Below are 13768 nucleotides of genomic sequence, written 5' to 3'. Positions count from 1 at the left end.
CACGGCTCCTTGCATGGCGAACGGCTGTACACATCAGTACGACGGGACAGCCCTCGCGTCGGATACGTAGCCGTGAAAGTGAGCCCGATCACCCCTCTCGCACAGTCCGCAGGACACCCGATCAGGACCCTCGCACCCCATCGCCGGCGAACGAGGCCCTGGCCAAACCAGCGAGGGCCGCTACCCCGACCATGGGGTAGCGGCCCTCGCGGCGCTGCTGGCATCACGTCAGAGAATCGGCCGGGCGACGCGCACTCGGTGACAGTCGCCCGACCCGCCTCCTAGATGTCGAAGTACAGCTCGAACTCGTGCGGGTGCGGGCGCAGCTGGATCGGGGCGATCTCGTTCGTGCGCTTGTAGTCGATCCACGTCTCGATCAGGTCGGACGTGAAGACGCCGCCGGCGAGCAGGTACTCGTTGTCCGCCTCGAGGGCGTCGAGGACGGCCGGGAGGGAGGTCGGGACCTGGGGGACGCCCGCGTGCTCCTCGGGGGCCAGCTCGTAGAGGTCCTTGTCGATCGGCTCGGCCGGCTCGATCTTGTTCTTGACGCCGTCGAGGCCCGCGAGGAGCAGCGCCGAGAAGGCCAGGTACGGGTTGGACGACGGGTCCGGGGCGCGGAACTCGACGCGCTTGGCCTTCGGGTTCGAGCCGGTGATCGGGATACGCATCGCGGCGGAACGGTTGCGCTGCGAGTAGACCAGGTTGACCGGGGCCTCGAAGCCGGGGACCAGGCGGTGGTACGAGTTCACCGTCGGGTTGGTGAAGGCCAGCAGCGACGGGGCGTGCTTGAGGATGCCGCCGATGTAGTACCGGGCGGTGTCCGAGAGGCCCGCGTAGCCCTGCTCGTCGTAGAACAGCGGGTCGCCGCCGGCCCACAGCGACTGGTGGACGTGCATGCCCGAGCCGTTGTCGCCGAAGATCGGCTTCGGCATGAAGGTCGCGGTCTTGCCGTTGCGCCAGGCGACGTTCTTCACGATGTACTTGAAGAGCATCAGGTCGTCGGCCGCGGCGAGCAGCGTGTTGAACTTGTAGTTGATCTCGGCCTGGCCGGCGGTGCCGACCTCGTGGTGCTGGCGCTCGACCTGGAGGCCGTTCTTGTCCAGCTCCAGGGAGATCTCCGCACGCAGGTCGGCGAAGTGGTCGACCGGCGGGGCCGGGAAGTAGCCGCCCTTGTAGCGGACCTTGTAGCCGCGGTTGTTCTCGATGGCGCCGGTGTTCCAGGCGCCCGCCTCGGAGTCGATGTGGTAGAACGACTCGTTCGCCGAGGTCTGGAAGCGCACGTTGTCGAAGACGTAGAACTCGGCCTCGGGGCCGAAGTACGCCGTGTCGGCGATGCCGGTGGAGGCGAGGTAGACCTCGGCCTTCTTCGCCACGTTCCGCGGGTCACGGCTGTACTGCTCGCCGGTGATCGGGTCGTGGATGAAGAAGTTGATGTTGACCGTCTTGTCGCGGCGGAACGGGTCGACACGGGCCGTCGACAGGTCGGCACGGAGCGCCATGTCGGACTCGTGGATGGCCTGGAAGCCGCGGATCGACGAGCCGTCGAAGGCGAGCTCCTCGGTCGGGTCGAACGCCGCTGCCGGGATCGTGAAGTGCTGCATCACACCGGGCAGGTCGCAGAAGCGGACATCGATGAACTTGACGTCCTCGTCCGCGATGAACTTCTTGACGTCATCGGCGTTCTGGAACATCCAACTCCTCCTACTCCCACCCGGGAGGGGCGGGGTTGCAGCTCGTCCGTGAGGCCAGTGCGGTGGCACACGCTGGTCTCGACCGTAGGCGGACGGCATTTCTCCAGCATGACCCATTTGTTTCGACGAAGTTAACCGGACGAGGGTCACAGTGTGGGAACGGCCCCAGGCGCAGGCGGGTGAAACGGGGCGCAGTACCGTGGACGGGTGGACAACAGGCAAGCAATCGGATCGTGGCTCTCCGGGCCCCGCGCGGCCGCGGAGGACATGGGCGTCGACTTCGGATACCGGGGCCAGCGGCTCGGTCTGCCCGAGGAGGGGCCGGGCTCCGTCGCCCCCGTCGGGCGCCGCTTCGGAGCGATCTTCATCGACTGGGGACTCTGTTTCCTGATCGCATACCAACTGCTCGCGGGGCGTGATCAGCAGGCGGCCGGCAACTGGGCGCTCATCGTCTTCTTCACGCTGAGCGTGCTCACCGTCGGCACCGTGGGGTTCACGCCCGGCAAGCGGCTCCTCGGCCTGCGGCTCGTGTCCGAGAACGGCGGCCGCCTCGGCTTCGGGTGGGCCCTCGTACGCAGTGTGCTGCTGTGCCTCGCGATCCCGGCGCTCGTCTGGGACCGGGACGGGCGCGGTCTGCACGACCGCCTCGCCCGCGCGGTCCAGGTACGGATCTGATCCGTACGGCTACGGGTCCGTCCCCGCGGGCCGGTCCGCCGGTCTCATGAAGAACACGACACATGAGGCGGGGCCCGGACGATCGTCCGGGCCCCGCCTCATGTGTCGTCGTAGGGCGCGTCAGCGCATCTTGCCGCCGCGTGGCATCCGCATACCCTTCGGCATCGGCCCCTTGGGAAGCGGCATGTTGCTCATCAGGTCGCCCATCGCGCGCAGCCGGTCGTTGGCCGCCGTCACCTGGGGACCGGTGAGCACCCGCGGGAGCTTGAGCATCGTGGTGCGCACCTTCTTCAGCGGCACCTGACCCTCGCCGTTGCCGACGACGATGTCGTGCACGGGGACGTCCACGACGATGCGGTTCATCTTCTTCTTCTCGGCCGCCAGCAGCGACCTCAGCCGGTTCGGGTTGCCCTCGGCCACCAGCACGATGCCGGCCTTGCCGACCGCCCGGTGCACGACGTCCTGGTTGCGGTTCATCGCCACCGCCGGGGTCGTGCTCCAGCCACGGCCGACGTTCTGCAGCACGGCGGCCGCCGCGCCCGGCTGGCCCTCCATCTGCCCGAAGGCCGCCCGCTCGGCGCGCCGCCCGAAGATGATCGCCATCGCCAGGAAAGCCAGCACGAAGCCGAGGATGCCCAGGTAAATGGGGTGACCGATCAGAAAGCCGATCCCGAGGAAGACACCGAAGGTGACGATTCCCACACCCGCGACGACAAGACCGACCTTCGGGTCGGCCTTCCGGGTCATCTTGTACGTCAGGGCGATCTGCTTCAGTCGCCCCGGTTCCGCAGCAGCGTCAGCGCTGTCTGAATTTGCCTTCCTCGCCATACCGGAAGTTTACGTGGCCTGCGAGGTGCGGGTCGCCGCGGCCTCCAGTACGTGCTGAGCCTCCACCCGGTCCTTTGCCCGGCGGCGGTCCTCGAGCACCGCCGACCACGCGTTGCGGCGGGCCGTGCGCTGGCCGCCGCTCAGCAGGAGGGCCTCCATGGCGCGCAGCGCGCCGGTGACGGACGGGATCGGGTTGGCCCTGACATGACGTACCGGCGCGGCCTGCATGGTGGCGGTTCCCCCTCGGGGTGAGTGGCGGTGAGCGGGAGCTGTGCGTGAGTTCAGCGTCACTGACTGGTGTTACCAGTGCGTGACCGGCCGGTCAAACGCTGATGAAGGGCGAATTCCCGGTCGGTGGGGCTCCAACGACGAGGACGCGGCCCGCACCCCGGCCCCGACCTGCGGGGAGAGTGCGGACCGCGTCCATTCGGCCATTACCAGCCGGTAATCACTTGTGCCTGAATTCACACGCCCTGGGCGGCGGCGTCGGCGGTACCCGTGGCGGCGCGCGCCTCCATCGCCTGCTGGAAGAGCCGGCCGGCCCGGTACGAGGAACGGACCAGCGGACCCGACATCACGCCGGAGTAGCCGATCTCGTCGGCCTCGTCCTTCAGCTCCACGAACTCGTGCGGCTTCACCCAGCGCTCCACGGGGTGGTGGCGCACGGACGGGCGCAGGTACTGGGTGATGGTGATCAGCTCGCAGCCGGCGTCGTACAGGTGCCGCAGTGCGTCGCTGACCTCCTCGCGGGTCTCGCCCATGCCGAGGATCAGGTTCGACTTGGTCACCAGGCCCGCCTCACGGGCGCGGGTGATGACCTCGAGCGAGCGCTCGTAACGGAAACCGGGGCGGATCCGCTTGAAGATCCGCGGCACCGTCTCGACGTTGTGCGCGAGCACCTCGGGGCGCGAGGAGAAGACCTCGGCCAGCTGCTCGGGCACCGCGTTGAAGTCCGGGATCAGCAGCTCGACCTTGGTACGGCCCGCCTCGCGGTCCGCCGTCTGGCCGTGGATCTGGCGCACGGTCTCCGCGTACAGCCAGGCGCCGCCGTCGTCCAGGTCGTCGCGGGCGACGCCGGTGATCGTGGCGTAGTTCAGGTCCATCGTGACGACTGACTCGCCGACGCGGCGCGGCTCGTCACGGTCGAGTGCCTGCGGCTTGCCGGTGTCGATCTGGCAGAAGTCGCAGCGACGGGTGCACTGGTCGCCACCGATGAGGAAGGTCGCCTCGCGGTCCTCCCAGCACTCGAAGATGTTGGGACAGCCCGCCTCCTGGCAGACCGTGTGCAGACCCTCGCTCTTGACCAGTTTCTGCAGCTGGTTGTACTCGGGGCCCATCTTCGCCCGGGTCTTGATCCACTCGGGCTTGCGCTCGATGGGGGTCTGGCTGTTGCGGACCTCCAGGCGCAGCATCTTGCGTCCGTCGGGTGCGACTGCGGACACGACCGGCTCCCTACAGCTTCGATTCTGTGGCGAACACCAGGGTACGCCCGTTAAAAGTGCGGCCTTACGTTCGGCCAACCTATGGCCCGCGGTCGGCATTCCTGCCGGGGCCCGGCGGCCGTCAGACGGGGGCCTTCTCGGCCTCGGCCGGCACCCCGGTGCCCGGCGTACCCGGCTCCGCCGTCCCGACCTCGCGCGGCAGCAGCACCGCGGTCTCCATGACCTCGCGCAGCTGGCGCTCCACCACGGGCAGCACCTCCTCGATCGTGATGTCCCGGCCCAGCTCGTTCGCCAGCGAGGCCACGCCCGCGTCGCGGATGCCGCACGGCACGATCCGGTCGAACCAGGTGTTGTCCGGGTTCACGTTCAGCGAGAAGCCGTGCATCGAGACGCCCTTGGCGATACGGATGCCGATCGCCGCGAGCTTGCGGTCCTCACGGCGCTGGCCCGCGTTGGACGGGGCGTACTCCGGGCCGTTCAGCCGCGGATCGAACTCGTCGTCCTGCAGCCGGGGGTCGAAGTCCAGCGACAGCCCGCCGAACGACGGACGCTCCTCCACGGGGTCGCCGAGCACCCACACACCGCTGCGCCCCTCGACCCGGCTCGTCTCCACACCGAACTCGGCGCAGGTGGCGATCAGGGCGTCCTCGAGGCGGCGTACGTGCGCGATGACGTCCACGGGGCGCGGGAGCTTGAGGATCGGGTAGCCCACCAGCTGGCCGGGGCCGTGCCAGGTGATCTTCCCGCCGCGGTCCACGTCGATGACCGGCGTCCCGTCCAGCGGGCGCTCGCTGTCCTCGGTGCGCCGGCCCGCCGTGTAGACCGGCAGGTGCTCCAGCAGCAGACACGTGTCCGGGATCTCGTCCGCGAAGCGGGCGGCGTGGACCTCGCGCTGCTTCTGCCACGCCTCCCGGTACTCGACGGCGTCCTCGCCGAATCCCAGTCGGACGAACCGCAGCTCACTCACGGCTGTGCCTCCCTCGAACGTCTGCCCGGTGGTGACCGGGACCCAGCCACTGTACGGCGGGTGTGAACGCCGCGGCCGGGCAGGTCGTAACCCGTTCGTACCCGTCAGCGCAGCGGTCAGTGCTGCCGTCAATCCTCACACGATCGGATGAATCTGGGGCGAAGGTGGCGGAACAGCCGTGGAGGCCCGCTAAATTCGCGCCGTTCCTTGAGGGCTGCTCCCGGCCCGGAAGGCAGGAGACGCCACAACCGATGACGGAACGGACCATCCAGCGCACCCCCAACCGGCAGCTCGCCGCGCTCATCGCGGAGGCCGGCTTCTCGCACGCCGGTCTCGCCCGCAGAGTGGACCAGCTGGGCCTCGAACACGGCCTGGACCTCCGGTACGACAAGACGTCCGTGACCCGCTGGCTCCGCGGGCAGCAACCGCGCGGCACGACGCCCGCGCTGATCGCAGAGGTGTTCACCCGCAGACTCGGCCGCCGGCTCTCCGCCCAGGACCTGGGGCTCGACGCCTGCGCCCCCGTCTACGCGGGGCTGGAGTTCGCCGCCACGCCCGGGGAGGCCGTGGACATCGTCAGCGGGCTGTGGCGCAAGGACTCCGGCAGCCACGCCGAACTCCGCAAGATCGCGTTCACCCCGGCCGGGCTGGTCGTGCCGAGCCGCGACTGGCTGATCGGCGGCGCCGACGAGAGCGTGGGCCGTGTCGAGGCGGGCCCGCCCACCGGCCCCGGGCGCGTCTCCCAGCAGGGCACCAGGATGGCCGTGCCGCGGCAGCGCGGCGCTAACGACCGGGGGCCCGGCCAGAAGGTCTCCGGGGGCGACATCGCCGCGCTGCGCTCGGTGGGCGAGCTGTTCCGCGCCCTCGACCACGCGTACGGCGGGGGGCACGCCCGGCAGGCCCTGGTGCGCTACCTGGAGCACGAGGCCGAACCGATGCTGCGCGGCAGATACGGCGAGACGACCGGTCGGCGGCTGTTCGCGGCGGCCGCCGACCTGACCAGGCTCGCGGGTTGGACCTCGTACGACATCGCGGCGCACGGGCTCGCGCAGCGGTACTTCGTCCAGGCCCTGCGGCTCTCCCAGGCGGCGGGGGACCGGGCCTACGGCTCGTACGTGCTGGTCACCATGAGCCGGCAGGCCGTCTACCTCGGCCACGGCCGCGAGGCCGTGCAGCTGACCCGGGTCGCCCAGCAGGGCGTGGGCCCCTCGGCGCCGCCGCTGGTCCAGGCGCTGCTCCACAGCGCCGAGGCCCGCGGGCACGGGGTCCTGGGCGACGCGCGGGCCTGCACGTCCGCGCTCGTACGGGCGGAGCGCGCGCTCGAGGAGGCGCGGCCCGGGGACGACGTGCCGTACTGGGCGCGCGCCTTCGACGAGGCGCAGCTCGCGGACGAGTTCAGCCACTGCCACCGGGACCTGCGGCAGTACCGGAGTGCGGCGCAGCACGCGGAACGCTCCCTGCAGTTACGGGCCCCCGCCTTTGCCCGCAGCCGCCTCTTCTGCCGGGTCGTCCTGGCGTCGGCCCGGCTCGGGCTGGGGGAGCTGGACCAGGCGTGCGCGCTGGGGGCGGAGGCGGCGCTCCAGGCGTCGGAGATGCGGTCGGCGCGGGCGACGGAGTACGTCCGCGAGTTCGAACGCCGCCTGGAGCCCTACCGGGACGCACCGCCGGTCCGCACGTACCGCGACCGCGTCTCGGCCCTGAACTGAGCCCACCCGTTGTCCCGGGGCGCCACCGCCCCGAACCCTGCGCCTCAATCGCCGGCGGGCTGGGGGTGGTTCTGGCCGTGGGCAGGCGCCCTGCCCAAGCCCGTGCGTTCACGCCCTACGGCTTGGCGGCGATGGGAGAGGCTCGAGCGCGGCTCGGTGGTGGTCCTGTTGTTGGCCCGGGTTGAGGCGCGGCCTTCTTGTCGGGGCGCTGTTCCGAGTCCTGCGCCTCGATTGCCGGCGGGGAGCGGCCGCCCCGTAAGGACCGGGGCCGGCCAATTCTGCCGACGAGTCACACGCGCCTGGTTTGACGAGCCGGTCCGACCTGGGGTGGCTACCTGACGACCGAATCGACGAACTGGGGCCCAAGTCGAGGGCCTGCAGTCGATCGATGAGAGCGGGCTGCTCCAGCAGCTGACCAAGTAGCTGCTGGAGCAGTGACCGTGGCCGTGCAGGGCCTCGACAATCCGGGGGATGTCCGCGTCTCGGGCGCTGTGTCGATCAGCGGCGGGGCGGGGGCGCAGGCCGCGAGTCAGCTCCGCCCGCCCTGCCCGCCGCCGTTGAGCGCGTACGGCACACCCAGGGGCGCCGCCTCGCCCTCATCAGCAGCATGCCCTGGCTCGTCCGCGGGCGGCTCAGGGAGCGGCCGCCCGGAGCGGGCCGCCGCGGTTTGTATCCGCTTTGTATGCCCGCCGCCTTGAATCGCTCGGTCACCGAGGACATCCGAGGACAAGGGGAGCACCATGCAGAGACGTTCACGCCGGCTTCTGGCCGCCATCGGTATGGCCACGGCCTTCGCCGTCACGGCTCCGGTCGCTGTCGCCGCGCCGCAGGACAGCACGTCGGACGCCGCGCTGATCGCGAGCCGTCCCAACTTCAAGCTCCCGTTCCGCTGCGGCCAGAAGTGGCGCGGCAGCAACTGGAACGGACACAGCCCGGCGCACTCGATCGACTGGAACCACTACGACGCGAACGGCAACCCTGACGACTTCGGGCGCCGGGTGCTCGCCAGCGCGGGCGGCGAGGTCGTCGCCTCGCACTATGCCACCAACACCGGTTACGGCAACACCATCGTGATCGCGCACGGCAACGGCTGGCGCACCCGCTACGCACACCTGAAGACCCGCACCGTCCAGCGCGGCGCCCACGTCAGCCAGGGCCAGGTCATTGGCGAGGTCGGCGCCTCGTCCGCGATCTACGACCTGTCCCCGCACCTGCACTACGAGCAGATCCGCGATGGCTCGGTCGTGGTCGCGGTCGTCCAGGGCCTGTCGTACCCCGACTTCACCGTGCGGTACCAGACCAGCAACAACAGGTGCTGAGATGCGGCGCCTCAAGCCGGTGACGGCAGCCGCGGCCGCGGCCGCGGCCGCCGCCGTCCCCTCGGTGTCCGCCGCCCCGGTCCCACCGCAGCCGACGACACAGTAGGTGGTGCACCGCGGGTACGCGGTCACGGTGCCCGCCTCCTGGCGCGTGGTCTGCCTGGAGCGCAACCCCACGGCCTGCGTCATCTTCGACACTCCGTCGGTGTACGTCGGCCGGCCCGGCAGCCAGCAGGACTGCCCGGCGTACGCCGTCGGCGGGGCCCGGCGTCTGGATCCGCCCGCTGGACTCCGTGGCGCCGGCCGGTGCCCGGGTCCTCGACCGGGGGCCGCGGCCTCGGTGACCCCAGACGCCGACGGCGAGGGCCATGTCGTCGTACGGCCAGCCGGAGTCCAGGCGTCGTCCTTCGGCGGCAGGGAAGCCGCCGACGTCCTCGGCTCGGCCCGACTCACCACCGACGCCCGCCCCGCGACCGCCGACACGCGGGCGACCGCCGACACCGTACCGACCGCGACCGCGGCGGTCGAGGTGCCTGGCGCCTTCACCGGCCACGGCTTCGACACCTGCACGGCGCCTGGCGGCGGGGCGATGAGCGCCTGGCGGCAGCACTCCGACTTCCGCTCGGTCGGCATCTGCATCGGCGGCATCAGCCGGGCCTGCGCCCAGCCGAACCTCACCGTGGACTGGGTGCGCCACCGCGTGGCCGGCGGCTGGCACCCGCTGCCGATCTATGTCGGGCTCCAGGCTCCCTGCGAGGCAGACCGCTTCGCACACACCCGGTCCGGCGACGCCGCGTCCGCGTGCGGCCAGGGCCGCAGTGCGGCCGGAGCCGCCGTCAACAAGGCGCAGTCGCTGGCCATCGGGCGCGGCTCGGTCGTCTACTACGACATCGAGGGATACGACAACATCAACAGCCGGTGCCGCAAGGCCGTACTCAACTTCCTGAGCGGCTGGACCAACGAGCTGCGCGAGGCGGGCTACCGGCCGGGCGTCTACTCCAGCATCAGCTCGGGTATCTCGGACCTCTCCGACACCTACGGTTCGACGAGTTTGACCCGGCCCAACCACATCTGGGCCGCCTGGTGGAACGGCGAGCGCAACGTGGACTTCAAGCCGTACATGCCCGACGGCCAGCGGGACGCGCGGCAGCGGGTGCACCAGTACCGCGGCGACCACAACGAGACCCACGGCGGCTACACGCTCAACATCGACAGCAACCACCTGCGGGTCCACTGACCACGCAGCACGGCCGGGGCGGGCCCGACGGACCTCCGCGTACCCGCCCCGGCCGCTGCATGCCGTCCGCGCGGTGGCGGTTCAGCGCGGTGACCGCAGCCTGGCGCCCACGAGTTCGGCCTGGTCGCGGGCTCCCAGGCGGCGCCAGGTGGACAGGGAACGATGGAAGTAGCGCAGCGCGGTCTGCTCCCGGCCGGTCGCCCGGTGCACCTCGCCGAGCAGGCAGGCGACGCGCGCCTCGGCGGGGCGGTCACCGAGCTGCTGCTGCACCGCGAGCGCGTCGACCAGCGGCGCCGAGGCCCGTCCGGCCATGCCCTGCCGCAGGAACAGCTCCCCGAGCGCCTGCCGCACATAGGCCGCGCAGTGCATGTCGCCAAGGTCGTCGAAGATGCCCAGGGCCTGCTCCAACTCGGCCTGTGCACGGTGCGTTTCGCCCCGCTGCTCGTGCAGTACGGCGATCCTGCGGCGCACCTGTGCCTCCCGGTGCCGGTCGCCCACCTCGCGGGCCAGCTGAAGCGCACCGTCCAGCCAGGGCGCCGCCGCCTGAGGGTCCTGCCGCTGGAGCCACACCGAGGCGATGGCGTTGTAGGCGACCGCCTCGCCGTGCCGGTCACCGGCCTTGCCGAAGCGCTGCAGGGCGTCGGCGAACACCTCCAGGGCGGCTTCGGGCTCGCCCACCATCCGGTACACCGACCCGGCGCCGAGCCCGGCGACCGCCTCGCCGGACAGGTGCCCGAGCAACGCGAAGATCCCACGGGCCCGGTCGAAGCAGGCCAGCGCGTCGGCGTACCGGGCCTGGTAGAGGTGGAGTTGGCCGAGGTTGCGCAGCAGCGCGGCGGCGCGCGCGTCGGAGGGGTCGGGCATCGCTTCGAGCACCAGCTGATGGGTGCGCAGCCAGTCGTCGTAGTAGAAGCGCATGTCGAAGAAGCCGGCCAGCTCGATCGCCAGGTCGGCGGCGCCGGCGACGGAGCCGAGCCGCAGCGCGGACTCCACCGCGGCGACCAGCGTGCGGCGTTCGGTCTCGAACCACTCCACCGGCCGGGCCCGCACCAGGGGCACGAGGGCAGCGGCAGGTCCGGCCGGGCGGACCGGCTCGCCGAGGACGCCGAGGAAACGCGTCGGCATCGCCGAGTTTGCGAACCGGGCCAGCGCGATCAGGGCGTCGACCACCCGAAGGCGACTCGCGCGGCGCACCCCGGGGTCGTCCGCCTCGGACAACTCCTGGGCGTAGCTGCGGAGCAGGTCGTGCATGCGGTACCGCTGAAGGCCCAGGACGTCGGTGCCCACCACCTCGACCAGGTGCTCGTCGAGCAGCGTCTCCAGCTCCGCGGCAGCGCCGTCGGAAAGGCCCGCCGCCACCGCGACCAGCCAGCCCGCCACCGCCTCGTCGGCAAGGCGGCCGAACGCCCGGAAGGCGGTCGCCGCCGACACAGGCAGATGCCGGTGGCTGAGCTCGGCGCTCGCCCGTACCTCCATCTCCCCGGCCTGGAGCTGGTCGAGGCGTCCGCGTTCGTCGTCCAAGAAGTCGGCAAGGGTGCCCACGGTCCAGCCTGGCCGGTTCGCCAGGCGGGAGCCGGCGATCCGTACGGCCAGCGGCAGTGAGCCGCAGCCGGCCAGGACCCGGTCGGCGTCCGCGCCCTCATTGCGCAGCCGGTCCGCCCCGACGATCGCGCCGAACAGCGCGCGGGCCTCCTCGTGCTTCATCAGGCCGAGCGGGCAGTGGTACGCGGGAAGGCCCGGCATCCGGCGACGTGAGCTGACAAGCACGGCCGAGCCGCCGGTGCCCGGGAGCAGCGGGCGCACCTGGGCGGCACCCGCGGCGTCGTCCAGGACGACCAGGAACCGTCGCTGCGCCAGGCGCGAGCGGAACAGCGCGGCCCGCTCGCTGAGTTCGACCGGGACGGCGCTGTCCAGGACGCCGAGGCCGCGCAGCATCTCCGCCAGGACGTCACCGGGCTCACGCGGCTGGCCGCTCAGCCCGCCCAGGTCCACGAAGAGCTGCCCGTCAGGGAAGGCCTCGCGCACCCGGTGCGCGACATGGACCGCGAGCGTGGACTTACCCGAGCCCGGTGGACCCGAGAGCACCGCGACGACCGGCTGCCGCCGGGTCCCCGACAGCAGCCCCTCCAGTACCCCGATCTCCTCGGTACGGCCACTGAAGTCACAGATGTCCATGGGGAGTTGGCACACCGGCGCAGGCGCCGCCGCCCGGCTCCGGCCGACGTACCCGTACCCGCCCGGCTCTTCCCCCAGGGCGCGCAGCGGTGCGCTCGGCTCGATGCCGAGCTCGGCGGCGAGGACCTGCTCGGCCTCGGTGTACGCGGACCTGGCCTCAGTGGTGCGGCCCGAGCCGTGCAGTGCGCGCACCAGCATCTGCCACAGGTCCTCTCGCAGCGGGTCCTCGGTCAGCCGGGCCCTCAGCTCGGCGACCAACGGCGCGAAGTCCCCAAGACGCAGCCGTACTTCGAGGCATTCGCCGACCGCGACCGAGCGCAGCTCCTCGAGGCGGGTGACGACCGGGTCCCACACCACGCTGGACGGCACGTCCTGGAGCACGCTGCCGCGCCACAGGCCGAGCGCCGACTCGTAGGCGCGCAGCGCCGCCGCGTCCCTGCCCCGGTCTCGCTCCGCGCGGGCCCGGTCCAGACGCCGCTCGAAGAGCAGCGTGTCTACGTCCTCGGGGCCGACGTCCAGCGCATATCCGGAGGGCCGCGTGAACAGCCCGCTGGTGTCGACTCCCGCAGTCGACAAGGCACTTCGCAGCATGCGTACATATGTACGAACGTTGGCGACTGCGGACCGGGGAGCGCCGCCGGGCCACAGCACCTCGGTCAGGAGGTCGAGCGAGACGAAGCCGCCCGGCTGAAGGAGGAGGGTGGCGAGGACGGCCCGGGGCTTGGGTCCGCCGACGCGTACGCTCACGACCCCCGCCCGCACCTGGAGTGCCCCCAGCACTCCGAACGTCGGCTCCCCCATGCGCGCCTCCGCGACAGTCCGTGACGCGGAGCAGCGTACTGGCGCGTAACGAATCCGAACAGGGGTACGTGTGCGGTCTCACCGCCTGTACTGAGGCCGTGACCTCCACCCCTGCTGCCGGGCGAACCCAACTACCCTCGGCCGGTTGGGTCTTACGGCCCTGCCCAGGTGGTTTGTGCCCCGACACGGGCTGTTCGGGCGCCGGGCCCGGGGGGTGCCCCTATCTGTTTCGTCAACCCCGGTCGGGTCGGCTTGTAGGGGTTGATCCTGGTTTTCGGGAACGTCCCGCTTCGCGGGACGTTCCCGGCGGATCGGGTGGCTGATGGGCAGCCCGGTGGCCGGCAGGGCCGGAGTGGCCTTGCCGGTGCGCGGGCGTGATGGGGCCTGGAGGGTAAGGACGGTGGAGTCGTCAGGCCCACGAAAAGGGCAACGGGGTTGCCGTGGGCACGGGTGCGGCCGGGGTCTGGGTGGGTGCCCTGCCGGGCACGGCCCGTCGGGGCGCCGTCCCCGAGTTCCCCCTATGGCCTGGCGGCCGGGGGGCGTCGAGCGCGGTTCGGTGGTGGTCCTGTTGTTGGCCCGGGTTGAGGCGCGGCCCTCGCGTCGGGGCGCTGTCCCGAGTCCTGCGCCTCAAGCGCCGGCGGGGCTGGGGTGGTCCTGTTGCCGGCACGGTGCCGCCGGGGGTCTGTCGCCGGTGGACCTGGCACGTCGACCTGCCGGGCTTGGCGGGGCTCGGGGCGGCTCCCTCGTGGGCACGGTGCGCTTGGGGGTACGTCGGCGGGGAACCCGGGCGGGTGACTCCCTGGGGGACTGCGGCCGACAGGCTTCGCACGTGCCCCGCCGGGTACGGGCGTTCCGCCGGCGACGGGCCTGGGACGTGCCCTGCCGGGCGATCCCGGAGGCTTGGCCTCGGCGACGGTGCAGGGCAGG

The 13768-nt window shown here is 71.5% G+C and carries 10 protein-coding genes; 4 read left to right on the top strand and 6 right to left on the bottom strand.

The window, feature by feature from the left end:
* Positions 1-281: 281 nt before the first annotated feature.
* Positions 282-1691 carry a type I glutamate--ammonia ligase gene (glnA, locus tag ACWD01_RS21695; RefSeq protein ID WP_451164200.1) on the bottom strand — a complete coding sequence of 470 codons (1410 nt, stop codon included), beginning with the start codon at positions 1689-1691 and terminating at the stop codon, positions 282-284.
* A gap of 207 nt (positions 1692-1898) precedes the next feature.
* Between glnA and ACWD01_RS21690 the strand changes: the two genes are divergently transcribed.
* Entirely contained in the window at positions 1899-2366 is a 468-nt protein-coding gene (locus tag ACWD01_RS21690) for an RDD family protein (protein ID WP_451164198.1), read from the top strand.
* A gap of 120 nt (positions 2367-2486) precedes the next feature.
* Here ACWD01_RS21690 and ACWD01_RS21685 read toward each other — a convergent pair whose 3' ends face one another.
* From ACWD01_RS21685 to lipB, 4 genes are all read right to left on the bottom strand, one after another.
* Positions 2487-3194: a DUF4191 domain-containing protein gene (locus ACWD01_RS21685; RefSeq protein ID WP_451164196.1), complete on the bottom strand. Its 708-nt coding sequence runs from the start codon at positions 3192-3194 to the stop codon at positions 2487-2489.
* 9 nt (positions 3195-3203) lie between these two features.
* Positions 3204-3422: an SCO2195 family GlnR-regulated protein gene (locus tag ACWD01_RS21680; RefSeq protein WP_356891593.1), complete on the bottom strand. Its 219-nt coding sequence runs from the start codon at positions 3420-3422 to the stop codon at positions 3204-3206.
* Positions 3423-3658: 236 nt separating this feature from the next.
* Positions 3659-4636, bottom strand: a complete 978-nt coding sequence (gene lipA, locus ACWD01_RS21675; protein ID WP_451164193.1) for a lipoyl synthase — start codon at positions 4634-4636, stop codon at positions 3659-3661.
* Between the two features lie 121 nt (positions 4637-4757).
* On the bottom strand, positions 4758-5603 hold the full coding sequence (gene lipB, locus ACWD01_RS21670) for a lipoyl(octanoyl) transferase LipB (RefSeq protein ID WP_451164191.1): 846 nt from the start codon (positions 5601-5603) through the stop codon (positions 4758-4760).
* A gap of 251 nt (positions 5604-5854) precedes the next feature.
* Here lipB and ACWD01_RS21665 point away from each other — a divergent pair, with 251 nt between their 5' ends.
* The 3 genes from ACWD01_RS21665 (at position 5855) to ACWD01_RS21655 (ending at position 9865) form a co-directional block, all read left to right on the top strand.
* Positions 5855-7309: a regulator gene (locus ACWD01_RS21665; RefSeq protein WP_451164189.1), complete on the top strand. Its 1455-nt coding sequence runs from the start codon at positions 5855-5857 to the stop codon at positions 7307-7309.
* Between the two features lie 740 nt (positions 7310-8049).
* Positions 8050-8628 carry a M23 family metallopeptidase gene (locus ACWD01_RS21660; protein WP_451164187.1) on the top strand — a complete coding sequence of 193 codons (579 nt, stop codon included), beginning with the start codon at positions 8050-8052 and terminating at the stop codon, positions 8626-8628.
* Between the two features lie 106 nt (positions 8629-8734).
* Positions 8735-9865 carry a glycoside hydrolase domain-containing protein gene (locus ACWD01_RS21655; protein WP_451164185.1) on the top strand — a complete coding sequence of 377 codons (1131 nt, stop codon included), beginning with the start codon at positions 8735-8737 and terminating at the stop codon, positions 9863-9865.
* 81 nt (positions 9866-9946) lie between these two features.
* Here the strand turns inward: ACWD01_RS21655 and ACWD01_RS21650 are convergent, their stop codons facing one another.
* The gene (locus ACWD01_RS21650; RefSeq protein ID WP_451164183.1) at positions 9947-12841 is read right to left on the bottom strand and encodes a BTAD domain-containing putative transcriptional regulator; all 2895 of its coding nucleotides are present in this window, start codon (positions 12839-12841) and stop codon (positions 9947-9949) included.
* Positions 12842-13768 lie beyond the last annotated feature (927 nt).

Source organism: Streptomyces sp. NPDC002835, assembly GCF_053591995.1.
Note: the sequence above shows the minus strand (reverse complement) of the source record. Positions and strands in the feature narration are given on the sequence as shown.